17 protein-coding genes are annotated in these 17,236 nt (G+C 44.0%); 15 read left to right on the top strand and 2 right to left on the bottom strand.

Translation table 11 applies throughout. The features are described 5' to 3' along the window. Positions 1-144 precede the first annotated feature (144 nt). Positions 145-1,329 carry an acyltransferase family protein gene (locus WH37_RS06870; protein ID WP_046229836.1) on the top strand — a complete coding sequence of 395 codons (1,185 nt, stop codon included), beginning with the start codon at positions 145-147 and terminating at the stop codon, positions 1,327-1,329. 122 nt (positions 1,330-1,451) lie between these two features. Then, entirely contained in the window at positions 1,452-1,583 is a 132-nt protein-coding gene (locus tag WH37_RS37005) for a hypothetical protein (protein WP_269431276.1), read from the top strand. A 325-nt stretch (positions 1,584-1,908) separates the two neighbouring features. Here the strand turns inward: WH37_RS37005 and WH37_RS06865 are convergent, their stop codons facing one another. Then, positions 1,909-2,802, bottom strand: coding sequence for a LysR family transcriptional regulator (locus WH37_RS06865; protein ID WP_046229835.1), 894 nt, complete (start codon positions 2,800-2,802; stop codon positions 1,909-1,911). Positions 2,803-2,994: 192 nt separating this feature from the next. Between WH37_RS06865 and WH37_RS06860 the strand changes: the two genes are divergently transcribed. The 3 genes from WH37_RS06860 (at position 2,995) to WH37_RS06850 (ending at position 5,794) form a co-directional block, all read left to right on the top strand. After that, entirely contained in the window at positions 2,995-4,023 is a 1,029-nt protein-coding gene (locus tag WH37_RS06860; protein WP_046229834.1) for an NADH:flavin oxidoreductase/NADH oxidase, read from the top strand. 33 nt (positions 4,024-4,056) lie between these two features. After that, on the top strand, positions 4,057-4,590 hold the full coding sequence (locus WH37_RS06855) for a DinB family protein (RefSeq protein ID WP_046229833.1): 534 nt from the start codon (positions 4,057-4,059) through the stop codon (positions 4,588-4,590). 220 nt (positions 4,591-4,810) lie between these two features. Beyond that, on the top strand, positions 4,811-5,794 hold the full coding sequence (locus WH37_RS06850) for a CgeB family protein (protein WP_046229832.1): 984 nt from the start codon (positions 4,811-4,813) through the stop codon (positions 5,792-5,794). On the opposite strand, the gene WH37_RS06845 is transcribed toward WH37_RS06850, so the two are convergent. Then, positions 5,787-6,410 carry a polysaccharide deacetylase family protein gene (locus WH37_RS06845; RefSeq protein ID WP_052736856.1) on the bottom strand — a complete coding sequence of 208 codons (624 nt, stop codon included), beginning with the start codon at positions 6,408-6,410 and terminating at the stop codon, positions 5,787-5,789. The genes WH37_RS06850 and WH37_RS06845 overlap by 8 nt on opposite strands. Before the next feature lie 86 nt (positions 6,411-6,496). On the opposite strand from WH37_RS06845, the gene WH37_RS06840 reads away from it, so the two are divergent. The 10 genes from WH37_RS06840 to WH37_RS06800 all read left to right on the top strand — a co-directional run bounded on the left by WH37_RS06840 (position 6,497) and on the right by WH37_RS06800 (position 17,141). Further along, positions 6,497-7,477, top strand: a complete 981-nt coding sequence (locus WH37_RS06840) for a CgeB family protein (RefSeq protein ID WP_046229831.1) — start codon at positions 6,497-6,499, stop codon at positions 7,475-7,477. After that, on the top strand, positions 7,474-8,139 hold the full coding sequence (locus WH37_RS06835) for a polysaccharide deacetylase family protein (RefSeq protein WP_052736855.1): 666 nt from the start codon (positions 7,474-7,476) through the stop codon (positions 8,137-8,139). The genes WH37_RS06840 and WH37_RS06835 overlap by 4 nt, the downstream gene beginning before the upstream one ends. Continuing rightward, entirely contained in the window at positions 8,139-9,116 is a 978-nt protein-coding gene (locus tag WH37_RS06830; protein ID WP_046229830.1) for a CgeB family protein, read from the top strand. The genes WH37_RS06835 and WH37_RS06830 overlap by 1 nt, the downstream gene beginning before the upstream one ends. A 36-nt stretch (positions 9,117-9,152) precedes the next feature. Continuing rightward, positions 9,153-9,797, top strand: coding sequence for a polysaccharide deacetylase family protein (locus WH37_RS06825; protein WP_052736854.1), 645 nt, complete (start codon positions 9,153-9,155; stop codon positions 9,795-9,797). Next, positions 9,797-10,525, top strand: coding sequence for a glycosyltransferase family 2 protein (locus WH37_RS06820; RefSeq protein WP_046229829.1), 729 nt, complete (start codon positions 9,797-9,799; stop codon positions 10,523-10,525). Before WH37_RS06825 ends, WH37_RS06820 begins: the two co-directional genes overlap by 1 nt. 29 nt (positions 10,526-10,554) lie before the next feature. Further along, positions 10,555-11,649, top strand: a complete 1,095-nt coding sequence (locus WH37_RS06815; RefSeq protein ID WP_046229828.1) for a UDP-N-acetylmuramoyl-tripeptide--D-alanyl-D-alanine ligase — start codon at positions 10,555-10,557, stop codon at positions 11,647-11,649. Positions 11,650-11,893: 244 nt separating this feature from the next. Continuing rightward, entirely contained in the window at positions 11,894-12,157 is a 264-nt protein-coding gene (locus WH37_RS35410) for a hypothetical protein (protein ID WP_143088403.1), read from the top strand. A gap of 8 nt (positions 12,158-12,165) precedes the next feature. Beyond that, positions 12,166-13,569 (top strand): FAD-dependent oxidoreductase, encoded by a 1,404-nt coding sequence (locus tag WH37_RS06810; protein WP_046229827.1) that lies wholly within the window; start codon positions 12,166-12,168, stop codon positions 13,567-13,569. Between the two features lie 134 nt (positions 13,570-13,703). After that, a complete protein-coding gene (locus tag WH37_RS06805) occupies positions 13,704-15,314 on the top strand; it encodes a response regulator (protein ID WP_046229826.1) in 1,611 nt (536 codons plus the stop codon). Positions 15,315-15,335: 21 nt separating this feature from the next. Then, complete coding sequence (locus WH37_RS06800) at positions 15,336-17,141, top strand: cache domain-containing sensor histidine kinase (RefSeq protein WP_063838004.1); 1,806 nt, start codon at positions 15,336-15,338, stop codon at positions 17,139-17,141. Positions 17,142-17,236: the final 95 nt, after the last annotated feature.

The following is a 17,236-nucleotide window of genomic DNA, read 5'->3' as shown; positions in this document are numbered from 1 at the left end:
ACAAATGTCGAGAGACAAGAACATATATATTTAACCACAATTGCTGTATGGTATCATTTGGAATTAAAAAAATGGTTCACGATGTGTATTAATCGCGCAGCGTCGCATGTTATAATAGTTCTTTTCATGAAAGAAGGGGGAATAATGAATAAAGAGACATCCGAAAAAAAGATATTCTATTTGGATGGCATTAGGGGACTCGCGGCATTTGCCGTGGTTATTTCGCACTACATACAAGTATTTTATCCAGCTGCGTTAAATGGAAGACCGCAACAAGCTCATTTTGAATGGGATATCTGGTACGGACATTCTCCGATTAATTTATTTTATAATGGACAATTTGCCGTTTGTTTGTTTTTTGTGCTAAGTGGTTATGTGCTCAGTGTCAAAATGTTTGAAAAAGAGCTCGCTAGTGAGACCTTTCAAAAATTGTTGCATTCCATCGCCATACGAAGGTACATTCGGCTTGCCGTGCCGTCAGCGGTATCCGTATTGCTTGTGTATCTAGCAATTATAACGAATGCCTTTCATCTCCAAGAAATATGGGGAACAACATGGACGGATATGAAAAAGAACTACTACGCTTTAGATACAAATGTATATACCGTTATCAAGGCTGCTATTTTTGATCCGTTTTTCCGTTTTAATGCACATCCTTACAATCCCGTCCTTTGGACAATGGGCTATGAGCTATTAGGTTCTTTTTTAATTTTCGGTTTTCTTGCTTTATTTGGACGAGTGAAAAAAAGATGGATTGTTTATGTGGTCTTATCCATCGCGTTTATACAAACCTATTTTGTCGCTTTTTTGTGGGGAATGCTGCTTGCCGATTTGCTCAGGCACAAATGGGTCCAAAGTAAAATAGCGGCAGTACTTGTGCTTTTAATGGGGATTTACTTAGGTTCAGCGCCTTATACTCCATTAATGGGGACTATGTACGAACCCATAGAAGAGTGGACAAAAAATATCAATGAATGGATTCAATTTAACATCGATCCACGACTTTTTGCACGAACCCTAGGTTCTGCTATGATTTTGTTTGCTCTGCTTCGTTTAAAAGTGCTGCAGCATGTGTTTGGATGGAAACCGTTTGCTTATTTAGGACAGATTTCATTTTCCCTTTACCTCATTCATTTCACTTTCCTAAATACGTTCTCCGCGTTCCTGTTTAGTAAAGTGATTCATCATTTTAGTTATAATCTTGCCTATGCAATTACGTTTATGGTTTCCATGGTGCCCTTATTTATTTTGTCGCATTATTATATGAAATATATCGATCAAGGTGCATTAAAACTAGCTCGAAAAGTTGAAAAAAAGATGACCACATAACCAAAAAAGCGCAGAGTTGAAACCAACCGCTCTGAGCTTTTTTTTGTGCAGATTACCTACTTTCGTATGGAAACTGCATGATATTAATAAAAAGGAAATCAAATTATGGAGGCATGGGGAAAATGGCAAAAATAAAGCTCGTTCCGGACCTGCAGGGCGTAGGATTTCAAACGATCATGACGTCGAGCAAACAAGGAATTTCGTATCGTATGAAAGAGACGAAGGAGTGGCTCTCGAAACAGCAGTTAGGTTAACGAGTTCTCCTTATTGATACGTTACTAGCATGGCCTATCCTGTGGACAACACTACAAAAGATATATGCTTTTTTTCACAGGTAGGGGAATTTTTAGTTGACAATTACTATAATGCAGGGGTCATTTTTTTTATAATTACCTAATTAATTAGATTTTTATCCAATTATATCCAGGTTTTGGGGTTGTTAAATACCCAATGGTGGGAGAGCGCATGTATCCCCCTGTTCTCCTCCAAAAACAAATACAAACGGCATCTCTGCCGTTTGTATTTGTTTTGATTTCTCCCGTACTCGATGCATGATTATATCTCTATCACTCAAGCCGCTTAGTTGGGATGGAATTCATTTTCATTTGTAAATATGCTCTGTGCCACTGTAAGGAACGCTTGAACTGCTGGGGAAGCACATTGAATCGATGGACAAGCTAATGCCACACTACGCCAATTCACTTGCTTAAGATTTCCAATTTTAATTTTTGACTGGTCTTTGAGAAACAATTCAGGCCCGATTGTAATGCCAAGTCCTTCTTGTACCATACTTGCAATGGTGGCACAGTCTTGAACTTCAAAGCGGACCAAGGGTTTTATTTTAGCTTGAGAAAAAATCTCATCAACATGAGATCGATAAACTCCTTTGGGCATAATAAACGGTTCTTCTTGTAAGTCTTGTACGTCAATTGTTTTTTCTTCTTGGAATCGATGTCCTTCGGGAAAGGCAACAACCATTTTATCTTTGATTAATGGCAATACATACAGATTCGTATTCCTATTTTCTTGAACAACAATTCCGATGTCGATGACTCCTGTCTCAAACCACTCTATGATTTCATCATAAGTCCCTTCAAAAAAAATAAATTTAATATTCGGATGTTTTTTATGAAACTTAGAAATTATTTTTGGTAATATGCAGGAAGTTGCGCTTGCGAAACTTCCGATTCTTATGGTACCTGCTTCAAGATTTGATGCAAAAGCTACTTCTTGTTTGATTTTTTCCATCTGATTTAATATTTCTCGCATATAAATCAGCGTTTTCTGACCAACTTCTGTAAGCATAAGACCTTTTTTACGATCGCGAATCAAGAGCGTAATTCCCCATTCTGATTCTAAACCAGCGACAGCGTGACTCACGGCAGATTGTGTCATATTAAGCCTCTCTGCTGCTTTTGTGAAGCTGCCTAATTCAATTACTTTAGAAAAAATTTCAAATCTCGCCACAGTCATGAGTTACACCTCATATATAACATTAATAATATCAATTTGATTCATGCTAACACGGGTCATATACTTATGCAAGAAACATTCATATTCCAGAATGGATACATCAATTCAAACAAGCAAATCTAACATCCGCGTCAACGAACCCGCAATAATGAATCAGACAGGCGCGTGATTAAATCTTTGGAGGTTATTACTATGACTCAAAAACTATTTTCTTCGTTTGATCTGAAAGGTTTGCACCTGAATAATCGCATCGTCATGGCGCCTATGTGTCAGTATTCGGTTACAGCCAAAGATGGGAAGCCGAATGAATGGCATTATGTTCACTATCTCAGCCGCGCTATTGGCGGGACAGGCCTCATTATCATGGAAATGACTGATGTTGATCCCGATGGCCGAATTACCGATTTTGACTTAGGTTTATGGTCAGATGAGCATATTCCGGCATTCGCCAAAATTATCGACGGTGTACACGCTCATAACAGCAAGATCGGTATTCAGATTGCTCATGCGGGACGAAAAACGGAAGACGTGGCAATACCCATTGCACCATCTGCGATAAAGTTTCCAGGAGCACCTTACAAAATGCCGCGTGCTCTTACAACCGAAGAGGTTCAAGACGTCGTCCAAAAATTTGCCGATGCAGCCCGTCGTGCTATAGAAGCCGGTGTAGACACAATCGAACTTCATGGAGCTCACGGCTATTTGATCCATCAGTTTCAATCACCACTAACGAATAAACGAGATGATATATACGGCCAGGACCTTGCCCGCTTTGGCGTAGAAGTCATTCAAGCAGTCAAAAAAGAAATGCCTGCGGATATGCCTCTCATCTTCCGCATCTCAGCTATGGAGTATGCTGATGGTGGATACGATATTGATCACGCCATCGAATTGTCCAAAGTCTACCAAGCTGCAGGTGTGGATGCGTTTCATGTGAGTACAGGTGGGGAAGGACCTGCTGGAGAGAGAAAGCCAGGCAATTACCCGAAATATCAAGTGCCTTTTGCACGCAAAATCCGTGAGGCGGTGAACACGCCCGTCATAGCAGTAGGTATGCTTGAAGATCCAGCGCTGGCTGAATCCGTTATCGGCAGTGAAGAAGCAGACTTCGTTGCGATTGGCCGGGGCATGCTGCGTGATCCATATTGGGCTGCGCATGCAGCCATTACGCTTCGCAATGAGCATAATAATATTCCGGAACAATACAGGGCTGCGTACTGATATTGGGAAGTACGAAAGGGAGAATGAACAAATATGCTGCAGCGGCCAGAACAAAACGAATATGATCCGTACTTCTCGACTTACATCGACGTTGTACCTGATGGTGATATCCTTCCATTTCTTCAACAACAATGGAAACAGGTAAACTTCTTATTCGGCAAGCTAAGCGAAGAACAAGGGGAGCAGAGCTATGCGCCCGGAAAGTGGAAAATGAAGGAAGTGCTTGGTCATATCAGCGATTCGGAGCGTGTTATGAGCTACTGGATGCTTAGCGTTGCGCGTGGAGATACAATGAAACTTCCGGGCTACGATCAGGATATTTTTGTTAACAACGGCTCTTTCGACGAGTGTACGCTAGCGGAGTTGCTTGCAGATCTCCAAGCTGTCAGACAAGCGACGTTCTCGCTCCTGACCACGATTGCAGAGCCGGCTTGGTTGCGGGTAGGCAATGTGGTCAATAAAGTTGTGACGGCTCGCAGCCTCCTTTATATTATTGCCGGACATACGGAGCATCATTTGAAGGTCGCCGGATTAAAAGACGGTATTCGGACATCCCATAATGGGTAAGCGAGTTAAACGAGGATAATCCCCCTAGGCGCTATCAAATTAGACATTCTACGCAGCCTGATACAGGTTGCGTTTTTATTTTTGCGCAGGCAAGTAAATAGCGAATCCAAGGCAGCCAAAGAAAACATGGCTTTGATAGGTTGAAGCCTATTCAACTGCGAAAGTCATGAATATAATGTTGGCACCTGAAGAAAAATGCGATTGAAGCAAGGAGACAAAAATGACTATACGCCGAATTTTGTTTCTGGAGACCCACCCGATGTGGATTTACGGTTTGCCAAAAGGATTCCAAAAATTGGGACACAAAGTCAAAACATGCGCTCCAGGCCAGGGAGCCGCGCGCTTGATTAAACAATTTAAACCGGAGCTTATTTTTGCAATGGGCTGGACCCCTGCTAACAATACCCCCCGTAAGCAGCGGCTCATTGCCAAGCTGGTTCGAATGTCGGGTGCCCCTTTCGTCTACTGGTCCACAGAAGACCCTGGCTATTCAGATATATTTTCTCTCCCGTTAATTCGCCGAACACATCCTGATTTTGTTTTTTCCATCCATCGACCAACCGTTCAACGCTTCAAAAAGCTGTCTCTTCATGCCGCACATTTGGACTTCGGGAGTGATCCGGATACTCACCGCAGGAGTAAGAGTGTTAGGCGGTATAAAGGAAATGCTGCTCTTGTAGCCAATGGATACACGAGGCTATACCGCGAGAAACCCGGCCATTATCGTTTCAAGTCCCTAAGGCGGCTGGTTAATCCTTTCTTGAATGCCGGGTTGAAAGTGGATTTGTATGGCCGGGATTGGAAGAAAATGAAGAGCTTATTCAAAACAGCGATTCCAGCCAAACGCGTTCATGGTTATCTGCCCTACAAAGAAGCCGTTAAGGTATACAGCTCCGTTGATTTTGTTATCGGTCCTCAAAATGCAGAGGATAGGCTTACTCAAAGAACCTATGAAATTCTCGCATCAGGAGGCCTGCTGATTACAGATGATACACCTGAAGTACGCAGGTGGTTCCGGCCAGGCAAGGAACTGCTCGTTTCTTCTTCAGAGAAGGAGACCAGGCACCTGATTGCGAAATATCAACGCTCCCCTCAAAAACGTGAACAAATACGGCAGCATGCAGTGCGTGCAGCAGCTAAGCATTCCTATAAGAAAAGAGCGGCCTATGTGCTTGACATTTTGAAAAAAAAGGGAGTTATCTAGCTCCCATGCTCAATAATTCCGATACGGTTACAAAATCGAATCCTTTTCTTCGCAGCTTACGGATGATAAAGGGAAGCGCCTTAGCTGTCTGCCGAGCCGAATCGCTTGCATGAAGCAGCAGAATGTCACCGGGTTTTACGTTTAAGGTAGAATTCCGGATTATAGTGCGAACTCCCGGATTCGTCCAATCCATGGAGTCCACACTCCAGTGAATCGTATAGTATCCTAGTGATCCAAGCAGCCTTGTAACACGGTGATTCATATCTCCATTCGGTGTACGGATAAGCTGGCATTTTACGCCTGTAGCTCTACGTATAGCTGAACCAGCCGATTTCACTTCACGGGTGATCCACCTGTTGCTGTGCTCTGTATAGTTCTCATGAAGCTGTCCATGCGATCCGATTTCATAACCCATTGTTTTAATTTTCCGGGCTAAACGAGGGTGTTTTAATACCCACGGACTGGATAGAAAAAAGGTTGCCTTGTTCACTTTATTCGCTGACAGTGCATCAAGAACAGGTGCAGGTACCCTGCTGCCCCAACCAATATCAAATGTCAGAGCTATGCGCTTCTTTTTCGTATTGACACGATATACCGCTTCAAATAATGGCTTCATCGAATGCCTCCTTTCCCACATATATATGTCAACCGCGAAAAATTGATTATGCAACTGTCATTGTTATTACAGGATGGTGGTTAAAATTGAAAATATTGTTTTTGGAACGAGGAGAGCTTTGGTCATACGGGCTGCCTGACGGTTTAAGAGACCTCGGACACCAGGTGCGGGCATCGGGCCCTGTGCATAAACGCAAGCTTATCCGTCAGTTGTCGTCTTTTAAACCTGATCTGCTTGTATCCGTAGGTTGGGGACCTGATCATACCACGACCAAGCAGCGCTTAGTGAGAAGCCTTGCTACCCAATATAAAATTCCACTTGTCTATTGGTCCACAGAAGATCCTAACTTTACAGAGGTCTTCACCCTTCCGCTGCTTAGGCGCATGAAACCGGACTACACCTTTTCCATTTCGGCAAAAACGGCCAAGCGATTCCACAAGATGGGCTATCCTGCTGCACACCTGGAGTATGCCTTTCATCCCAAAGTACACTACAGAACCAAAGCGAAAAAGCAATATCAAACGGATATTGTCGTTGTTGCCAATGCCTACCCTGATGTTTTGCGTAAATATCCGAAGCTTTACCGCAATAAATCGATTCGTATTCTGGTGCGTCCATTGTTAAGGAACGGTTACCGAATTGACTTTTACGGACGGAATTGGTCCCGTATGAAGCCCTTTCTTGGGTACTCGATTCCTAAGAAATCAATAAAAGGTCCTATTCCATACAAAGCTGCCAATAAAGTGTTCAGCTCGGCCAAAATTGTTCTGGGATTGCAAAACTATACGGATATGTTGACGCAAAGAACCTACGAAACGCTTGGTTCAGAAGGCTTTTTCCTGACGAATGATACACCTGCTGTCAGAAAAATTTTGAAACCAGGACGTGACGTGGCAGTCAGTTCGAGCCCAAAAGAGACTTTAAGGAAGGTTCGTTTCTATTTGGATAATGCAAGCGAAAGGGAGAAAATCAGGAGAAACGGACGGCGGACCATTGCCATGTATAATTACACCACACGCGCCCGGTTCATGTTGTCCACCTTAAGGAGGAGGGGATTGATCCCGTGAAATCTTCTGCATATAAAAAAAAGGATAAGGTCAAGGTGGCTTACTTAACCTTTGATGATGGTCCTTCCAAAAACACGGATCAAATATTGAAGATATTGAAACAGCATCAGATCAAAGGAACTTTTTTTGTGCTGGCCAATAAGAGCCCCTTCGGTATCCGGATGTACAGGAAAATGTTGAAGGCCGGCCACAGTATAGGAAACCACACCTATTCACATGACTATTCCAAAATTTATAGAAGTAAGAAAGACTTTCTCGCCGATTTTTATCGAATGGAACGCTTTCTTCAACGTATTATTGGAAATAAACCTCGTTTGTTCCGGTTCCCCGGCGGCTCTAATACCCGTTTGGGCTATTCCATAGGTGGCCAAAAGACCATGCTGTCCATTAAAACCGCACTTCGTTCAAGAAAGTACCGTTATTTCGACTGGACAATTGATTCCCAAGACACTTCGTCTCCTTCTACTGCTTCGGGGCAAATAATCCGAAACATACTTCGTGAGAGCAGGCTGAAACGGAAATGTATTATTCTGTTTCACGATTTTTCTGATGCGAGCTTAGCTGCTTTGCCTGCAGTTATCCGGGGGTTAAAGAGACAAGGCTTTTGCTTTGATGTGCTCTCAAAAAGCTCCTACAATTACCAAATCGCGGAGGGCCAATAATGAAAGTATTGTTTCTAGAAAGCCATCCGATGTGGATTCATGGTCTTCCCAATGGGTTTCGGGACGCAGGACATACTGTGAAAGTTTCGGGACCTCTGACTAGAAAAAAGCTTCCCCGTCTGCTCAGGCAGTTCAAGCCTGATCTGATTATTAGCATGGGCTGGACCAATGAACACAGTGGTCACAAACAACAGTGGATTAAAAGGTTTGTCGGTTCAACAGCCATTCCGCATATTTACTGGGCGACTGAAGATCCCACACATCACGAGTCTTTTTCTCTTCCCTATGTCCGTACAGTCAAGCCTGATTTTGTTTTTACCATTTGCCGCTCTATGATTAAGGATTATAAGAAAATAGGAATTAAGGCAGCCCATATGGATTTTGGTTATCACCGCAAAGTACACCGTAAAGGTAAAGTTGTCAAGCGTCTAAGAAGTAATATCGGAGTAGTTGCCAACGGATATTCCCGCATATTAAAGATCTATCCCCGACACTTCCGTCTCAAATCACTCGACCATCTCATTCGTCCTTTAGTGAAGGACGGCACCCGGGTTGATTTTTGGGGAAGGCAGTGGGATGAAATGAAGCCTATTCTCGGAGCACGTATTCCACGCAGCTGGATACATGGTTATTTGCCCTACCCTGACGCCCACAAAGTATATAATTCCGCCAAAATTTTAATTGGCCCTCAGAACCAATTATCCCAGGTCACTCAAAGAACCTATGAAATTCTCGGTTCAGGCGGCTTCCTTATTACCAGTGATACCCCTGAAATCCGCCGTTTGTTCAAGCCGGGGAGGGATCTTGTTGTCTCCCGCTCCGCGCGGCAAACGCGAAAGCTTGTCCGCTACTATATGAAGCATCCGAAAGAACGTGAACGTATCCGCAAGCGAGGCAGGCGAACCGTTCTGAAGCATAATTATAAACGTCGCGCCCAGTATATGATTCAACAGCTGAAAAAATACAAAATCCTTTGAATATACAGCCGCTGTTCAAGGAGGAATACATCCGATATGAGTACAGACCGGGTTCTGAGCCGTATTCCAACGAATAAAAAGGTCATTGCTTTAACATTTGATATCGCAAACGGTCGTGCAGTGCCGCTGCGAATGCTGTCCGTCCTTCGAAGAAACGGTATAAGGAAAGCGACATTTTTTCTTACGGGCATTTGGGCTGAATTAAATCCCGATATTGCCAGGCGGATTCGCCAAAAGGGATACGAGATTGCTTCTCACGGATACCGGCATCAGGATTACAGGAAGCATACGAATTCATGGATTGAGCAGGAAGTGAAAACAGCCAAGAAAATCATTCTTCAAACGACAGGTGTAAACACCAATTTGTTTCGTACACCAGGTGGTGACATGAATGAGCGTGTCGTCTACAAGCTAAAGTCCATGAATCAGACTATTGTTCACTGGGATGTGGATTCTCTGGATTGGAAGCTGAATGATATCAGCAAAATTGTGAAGCGGGTTGTGCCGCAAGCACGTGCCGGCTCCATTATTTTGCTGCATGCATGCGACCCGTGGATCCAAAGCCTGGCGTCTGTACCCATAATCGTAAGGAGACTGCGTCAAAAAGGCTACCGCTTTGTAACGGTAACCGAGCTGCTGCATGGAAAGAAACGTCGCAGAAAATCAGGAGCGAACCCTTGATGACAGCAGCCAAATCAAAGCGGGCCTATCAATCTGACGCTGTAACGATTATTACCTGTACGAATCGTCCGGAGCATTTTAAACGACTAATGGCCAATTATAACCGGCAGCGGTATAAATCCAAAGAGCTGATCGTAGTTCTGAACAAGGACTCCATGAAGTTGAAGAACTATATAAGAAAACACAAACAGCGCAAGGACATCCTCCTTTACCAGCTTCCCGAAAAAAAATCACTCGGATATTGTCTGAATTATGCGATAATCAAAGCTAACCATGCATATATTGCCAGATTTGATGACGACGACTATTATTCGCCGTTTTACTTGAACACCATGATGCATGCATTAAGGAAGTCCAAATCAGATATTGTGGGAAAAAGAGCTTGTCTAATCTATCTTGAATCCAGCTCACGGCTGCTCCTGCGTCATCCGAAGGAACAGAACCGATATGTGGAGCAAATTGCGGGTGCTACATTGCTGTGCAGCAAAAAGATTTTTAATAAGGTCCGGTTTAAACCTGTATCACTGGGGGAGACCGTTGGATTTTTAAGGCGCTGCAAGCGTAAAGGCTGCAAGGTTTATTCAACAGACTGCTTTCATTACGTAACCAGACGCCGGGCGCGGAAAGACAGCCATACATGGAAAATCAGTGACCGCAAGTTAATTAGCCAGAGCAAACAGATAACCGCTTGCGGCTCCCGCTACCGGCGTTATGCCACTAATAAATAGCTAGGCATCAACTTAAGAGGAGCGAAAACATGCGCAGGCCCATTATCGCAGTAACAGGAAGCTCGGGTAAAACCTCCACAAAAGAAATGATAGCTTCCATTCTGCAAAGACGCTGGAAGACATTTAAATCCGTTAAAAACGGCAATGACACCTGGTTTACCTCTCAGTATAAAAAGAAAATCAACTCATCTCATCAAGCAGTCGTGCTGGAATTTGGGATGAGAGCATTAGGGCAAATCAAGCGCCATTGTCAATTAATCAGGCCTAATTTGGGTATCATCACCAACGTGGGAAGAGCGCATATTGGTAAATTCACAAATGGGCTGCATGGTATAGCTAAAGCTAAATCAGAGCTCATTACCGGAATGAAACCGACGGGCATTCTGTTTCTCAATCGGGATGATAAACAATCCAGGCTGCTGAACGTCAAGCGGTTCAAAGGTAAAATGATAACCGTGGGTATTCACAGTCAAGCTGATTTTCGTGCTGAGCGCATCCGTTATGTCAGACAGGGCATGAAATTCAATGTCCGGTTGGACAATAACAATCATAGCTTTTTTGTACCTTGCTTCGGGATATGCAATGTGTATAATGCCTTATTTGCAATTGCAGTATCTCATCGCCTTGGTTGTACGGTTTCTCAAATAAAAACCGGTTTGAAAAAGATGGAGAAGCCCTATGCCCGCTTGTCTGTCCAGAGGACCAGAAACAAAATAACAATCATTAACGACAGTTTCAATACGAAGCCGGAATTGGAACCAGCCATGGACGTTCTGCTTCATGCGGGGTCCGCCAAGGGAAGAAAAATTGCTGTATTGGGAGACATTCAGGATCTCGGAAAATATGCCAGGGCGATTCACCTTAAGCAAGGCCGTAAGCTGGGGAACAAACGATTGGACTTGCTTTACACGTTTGGTGTTCACTCCAGGTACTTGGGAATTGGAGCGATACAATCCGGTTTCTCCCCTAAAAAGGTTAAACATTTTACAAAGATAGCTTCATTGAAAAGCGCGCTAGCCCAGCGGCTTCAGACTGGAAACACGATTTTGTTAAAAGGTTCAACTAACGGTCATAAAGTGAAATTGATGCATCTGGCGGAGTGGCTTATCCATAAAGCCCAATAACATTTAAGGTAATCCTCAATGGTTTAGGCCAATTTGAACTGAAAATGCAGCACAATGCGCCCAAGGGGGCGAACCTGGTTCGCCCGCGCGGACGTAATGAATGGGAACTACAGGCTCGAAAACAAACGTTCCGTTTTTTATAAATATTGTAGGTGTTTCTCCAAGCTGCGATCTTTCATTCCGGTAACATATTTTCGTAATCGGGTTTCCGAATATCCACTTATACACGAAATTAGGTGTGCTCATGACGGTCAATAAAGAAACTCCTTACGCTTATGCTGCAAACAACGTAACAATATGCAATGAAAGAGACAGCCGGGTTAGGGTTACTGGCTGTCTCTTTCATTTTTATTTAAATAATTTATTAAAATTTATTCATAAAAGAAACTCTGGTGAACAAACAGGAATGCCGTTTGCTAACGAAAAAGGATGGGTTTTAGATGAAACTAAAGTTAAACTAGTTCCTCTGCTTCGACGGATTATAATGAGAATATCACAGGGGAGGTAGATGTAAGCATGGTTAACCAAGTGCAAGCAAGTATTCAAGTATCAGCTAAGCTTCCTGTTTCCTATACACCAGATGTAGTTGTAGTGGGAGGTGGAGCATCGGGTGTTGCAGCAGCTATGGCTGCTGCTCGTAACGGAGCTGAAACTTTATTGATCGAGCAACGAGGGTATTTAGGCGGAATGGGAACGGCAGCGCTGGTACCCGCGTTCTGTCCTTATACGGATGGTGAGAAGCCTATTATACGGGGGATCGGCCTAGAGCTTTTGGAGAAGATGAAGCAAGCTGCCGGCGAAGCCTTCTACAGTCGTAATAAGGATAGATTAGATTGGGTAGCTATCGATGTTGAGACCCTTAAGTATGTATATGACCAGAAGGTATTGGAAAGCGGCGCTAAGATTTTATTCCACACCTTTGCCGATCAGGTTCTGTTGGAGGGAGATCGCATCAGCGGTCTTGTGATCAGTAATAAATCCGGACGCTCGGTCGTTCAAGCTAAGCTGTATATCGATGCCACGGGGGATGCGGATCTCGCAGCGCTGTCGGGCGTTCCATTCCAAACCGGGGGAGAGCACGGTGAATTGCAGCCAGGTACCATGTGTTATGTAGTCACAGGAGCGAATAAGGCTCGTTTTGATCAATTTCTAGTCGATTCAGAACAAGATGGAGCCTTGGAGAATACCGTCATAGAGGCACAGCGAAATGGAGATCTTCCTGAAGGACGTAAGCGTATTTCAGGCATTGCTTGGATTACGGATACGGTTGCTGGTTTCAACTTTGGACATATATTTGGAATTGATGGCACAAAAGCGGAGGATTTAACCCGAGCAGCCATCGAAGGACGGCAATTAATTCAAGTGCAAATCCAATTTTTGCGTAAATATGTGCCTGGGTTTGAGGATATCCATCTCGTCCATTCCGGTGATCAAATTGGTATTCGTGAAACACGGCGAATCGCAGGCGACTATACACTGGTCGTGGAGGATTACATATCGATGCGATCGTTTGAGGATGATATCGCGCGCAACGCCTACTTCATTGATATTCATCTCGCAAATGCCAGCAGCACAATGACGATCAAGTATTTGCCAAAAGGAAAATCACATGGTGTCCCTTATCGCTGTATGCTGCCGCAAGGTAAATCCAATCTGATTGTAGCTGGACGCTCCGTCTCATCCGATCGTCCGGTGCAGGGCTCGCTTCGTGTCATGCCTAATTGCTTTGCGATGGGGCAAGCCGCAGGTACGGCAGCGGCCATGGCGAGTGTGGATGGAGGAGGATTCCGCGAAATATCCGTATCCGGGCTTCAGCATAAGCTGATCGAGCAAGGCGCTTGGCTTGGGGAGCGGCCGGGTTATGCAGAGCATGATCAAACTGCTATTTCCGGTCATATTGAATTTGAAGAGGAATGCTAGGCTGCCGCTAATAATGATGAAGGTCGACCTCCTGTTAAGCTAGGCAGGGGAGTCGATCCTTTTGTTTTTCTATAGGTTGAAACCTGCAGTTCCAGTTATACTAAATGAGCAAGGGATAGGAGGTCAATGATCTTATGTATCGATTAGTTATTGTAGACGATGAAGCTGCCGTTCGTTTTGGACTAAGCAACTATTTTGACTGGAGTCAGTATGGTATTGAGGTTGTAGGTGAGGCTGATGATGGGGATGTGGCCTTAGAGGTCATCGAGCGGGTCAGGCCGAATATTGTGCTTACTGATGTTCGTATGCCCCATATGGATGGAATTCGTTTATCCATGGAAATTAAGGAGAGGCTTCCGACCACCCAAATTGTATTTGTCAGTGGTCATGATGATGTTGATTATCTTAAGTCTGCGTTGAAGGTCAATGCGGTTGATTATATATTCAAGCCAGTGAATTTCCAGGAGCTGACCACCGTTATTGAGCGCGTAGTGGCTGTGTTGCAAGATGCGGAGCAAGAACGCATATATATCGTAGATATGCAGGCTAAGCTTACGCAGAGCATGCCTTTACTGCGCGAGAAGTTCCTCATGTCCTTGATTCGCGATGGGGTCACACATCCGGAGCGTATTAAGGATAAGCTTGATTTCCTTGGGCTTGATCTGCCGATGGCAGCTGATTACTGGACCATCCTTGTGAACATTGATGATAGCGCAATAGTCGTCTTAACTCGTTCCGAGCGGGATCAGCAATTGCTTTCCTATTCTGTTCTTAATATTATACAGGAATTAATCAATCGGAATATGCATGGATACATGTTTGAGAATAGAAATGGTGAGTTCGTAGGTATTCTGAGAATGAGAAAGGAGGATAACCAAGAGGAGCAATTGTTCCGTTTAGCAGAGGAAATTCGCGATAATCTCCAGCGCTGGCTAAAGATAAGTGTGACTATCGGTGTTGGCGAGCGCATCTCATCCCTGACTTCATTGCCTCACTCGTATACTCAGGCACGTGAAGCTGCTGAACAGAGATGGTTTTTAGGCAAAAATCATATCCTATCGATCGATAATTTACAGCAGGATAAGAACACTTTCTATCGATTCGATCTTGCGCAGGGAGAACGTATCTTGTCTATGGTGAAAGCAGCGGATAAGGATAAGCTGCTTTCAGAGCTGGATAAGGTTTTTGAACCATTGGCACGCAGCCGCAAGGAAGGACTTGTTACCTGTCGCCATGTCAGCCTGCAATTGATTTTACTAACAAGCCGTCTTATGTTGGAATTAAATATGCTGGCGCCGGAAATAGCAGACAAGGAGACGCAGCTCTGGGAGCAGGTTTTTAAGCAAGAAACGATGCTTGATTTAAGAACTATTGTAGAAGCTCATCTGCTAGAGGTGTGTGAACGTGTTGGTGAGAAGCGAAATGGAAGGCCTAAAAATGTGATTGAGAGAATCCAACGCTTGATTGACCAACGCTATGCGGAAAACTTACAGGTAGGCGATATCGCCAAGGAGGTCTTTTTATCTCCAACCTATTTATGCCTCCTATTTAAACAGGAGACGGGAGAAACGATTAATGAATACATCACAAGGGCCAGGATCGAGAAGGCGAAGGAGCTGCTAAGGGATCCACGTAATAAGTTCTATGAGGTCTGCTATACGGTGGGTTACTCTGATCCCAGCTATTTCAGCAAGCTATTTAAGAAGATTACAGGTCTCACACCGAGCGCCTTTCGTGATCAATAGAGGTGAAGGCGGTGAAGCAGGGTGAAGAGCCTTCTGAAGAGAAGTCGGGACTACGGCTTGCTGATGTTGAAGGGAGTTATGGGGGTTAAGTCATGGCTGCTGGCCTATATTGTATTCATTCTGATTCCTGCATCGATTTTGCTGCATGCATATACGCAGAAATCATCGCAGATTCTGGAAGAAGAGGTAACCTATACGATGTTGCAAACGCTTAAACAAGCCAGTATTAATCTGGATTATCAGTTTGACTCCGTACGGGATAAATCCAATACTATCTTTATGAACCCCAAGCTGCATCTATATTTAAGCAGCACGGCAAGCGTTGGGCAGCAGTTGGATTCGCTCAAGGAGCTGCGGTATTTGGTTGACAATGCCCAGACGAATCCAAATGTATTTCGAGTTCGATTGTTTGTGAATGGCAATCGTTTGTATGCTGGTGAAAAAATCAATTTTTTTACGTTGGATACCTTGAAGGACAGGCCTTGGTTTCAACAAGTTAGGGAAGCAGGAGGGACTATACTGTGGACAGGCGCCTATTTAGAATCTTATATAGACACTGAATCCACCTATGTGTTTTCGGGTGCCAGAATTCTGAGGGACCCTGATGATTACGAACGGATTTCGGGGTATTTATTGATTGATGTAGCTGAAAAAACGATCGAGCATATATTGTCAAAAATGAAGTTGACCAAGGAAGGGCATATTTATTTGGCAGCTCCCGATGGAACGATTAAATCCAGTAACGAAAAGGATTTACTCGGGAAGAGCTTGAAATCAGCTGAGGTGCTGGAGGTATTAGGGCAGAGCGATGAAGGAATCATTCCTCTGATGAAGGATAAGAATCCTCGCTATGTGATTTATACCCATGTTCATTCAACAGGCTGGCTGTTAGTAGCAGAGGTACCCAAGGCAGAGATAACCTCTCGTGTAATTGCATTGAATCAGTTTTCAGGCGTAGCGACTTTATTTGGTGTAACCATTCTATTTTTACTGCTTGTATTTTTATTGCTCGCTGTAATTGTACGTGGGATGAACCGCAGGATACAGACGGTCATCATGATGATTAGGCGAGAAGGTATTGACAGCTTGGACGACCGGATCGGAACCTCAGATACTCTACTGGAGAAGAGTGTGGATCATTTGATACATAGAGTTCATGATTTGATGGAGGAGACCTATCGATCCAAGGCACAGGAGAGGGAAGCTCAGTTGCGTGCTTTACAGGCACAGATCAACCCTCACTTCTTATACAATACGCTGGATACCATTAATTGGATTGCAATTGGACGTAAAGCTCATGATATTAGCCAGATGATTGATGGCTTGGCCAAATATTTTAGGCTTAGCTTGAATAAAGGCAGAGACTTTGTAAGCATAAGTGATGAGCTTAATTTGGCCAAGGTTTACTTGGAAATTCAGCAAACCAGATTTCCTAAGAGCTTCACCTTTTATTTTTCAATAGATGAAGACTTGGATCATTATCAAATGCCGAAGCTGACGCTCCAGCCACTAGTCGAAAACGCACTTCTGCATGGGATACGTAAATCAAAGGGGAAATCAGGAACAATCCATATTCGGGCTTGCCGGGATGGTGCAGATCTGGTCCTATCCGTTACGGACAATGGGATTGGCATGGAGCAAGAGCTTGCAGACAGTTTGTTGACCGAGCCGCAGCCGGACCTGCGTTCTGACGGGGAGGGCAGCTCTTATGGCTTATATAATGTAAATGAGAGAATTAAATTGTTTGCAGGGGAAGCTTATGGTTTGAGTATTCGTTCAAAGCTTGGTGAGGGTACGACAGTTTCGGTTCGTATTAAAATAGAATAGCATGGCAAAAAGGAGGCCGTCCCAGCAGTGAACTGCACCCCGTCAAGTAGACAGTATAAAAAATAAAGATTAGTTAAGCGGCCTTGGTCCTGAAT

The sequence above is a fragment of the Paenibacillus algorifonticola genome, assembly GCF_000971975.1.
In the GTDB taxonomy this organism is placed as follows: Bacteria; Bacillota; Bacilli; order Paenibacillales; family Paenibacillaceae; genus Pristimantibacillus; species Pristimantibacillus algorifonticola.
This window is presented reverse-complemented; position numbering and strand designations above follow the sequence as displayed.

What these genes read in the sequence shown, in the direction of transcription:
- WH37_RS06870 (WP_046229836.1), top strand. Translation starts at nt 145, where the DNA reads ATGAATAAAGAGACATCCGAAAAAAAGATATTCTATTTGGATGGCATT.
- WH37_RS37005 (WP_269431276.1), top strand. Translation starts at nt 1,452, where the DNA reads ATGGCAAAAATAAAGCTCGTTCCGGACCTGCAGGGCGTAGGATTTCAA.
- WH37_RS06865 (WP_046229835.1), bottom strand. Translation starts at nt 2,802, where the DNA reads ATGACTGTGGCGAGATTTGAAATTTTTTCTAAAGTAATTGAATTAGGC.
- WH37_RS06860 (WP_046229834.1), top strand. Translation starts at nt 2,995, where the DNA reads ATGACTCAAAAACTATTTTCTTCGTTTGATCTGAAAGGTTTGCACCTG.
- WH37_RS06855 (WP_046229833.1), top strand. Translation starts at nt 4,057, where the DNA reads ATGCTGCAGCGGCCAGAACAAAACGAATATGATCCGTACTTCTCGACT.
- WH37_RS06850 (WP_046229832.1), top strand. Translation starts at nt 4,811, where the DNA reads ATGACTATACGCCGAATTTTGTTTCTGGAGACCCACCCGATGTGGATT.
- WH37_RS06845 (WP_052736856.1), bottom strand. Translation starts at nt 6,410, where the DNA reads ATGAAGCCATTATTTGAAGCGGTATATCGTGTCAATACGAAAAAGAAG.
- WH37_RS06830 (WP_046229830.1), top strand. Translation starts at nt 8,139, where the DNA reads ATGAAAGTATTGTTTCTAGAAAGCCATCCGATGTGGATTCATGGTCTT.
- WH37_RS06825 (WP_052736854.1), top strand. Translation starts at nt 9,153, where the DNA reads ATGAGTACAGACCGGGTTCTGAGCCGTATTCCAACGAATAAAAAGGTC.
- WH37_RS06820 (WP_046229829.1), top strand. Translation starts at nt 9,797, where the DNA reads ATGACAGCAGCCAAATCAAAGCGGGCCTATCAATCTGACGCTGTAACG.
- WH37_RS06815 (WP_046229828.1), top strand. Translation starts at nt 10,555, where the DNA reads ATGCGCAGGCCCATTATCGCAGTAACAGGAAGCTCGGGTAAAACCTCC.
- WH37_RS35410 (WP_143088403.1), top strand. Translation starts at nt 11,894, where the DNA reads ATGACGGTCAATAAAGAAACTCCTTACGCTTATGCTGCAAACAACGTA.
- WH37_RS06810 (WP_046229827.1), top strand. Translation starts at nt 12,166, where the DNA reads ATGGTTAACCAAGTGCAAGCAAGTATTCAAGTATCAGCTAAGCTTCCT.
- WH37_RS06805 (WP_046229826.1), top strand. Translation starts at nt 13,704, where the DNA reads ATGTATCGATTAGTTATTGTAGACGATGAAGCTGCCGTTCGTTTTGGA.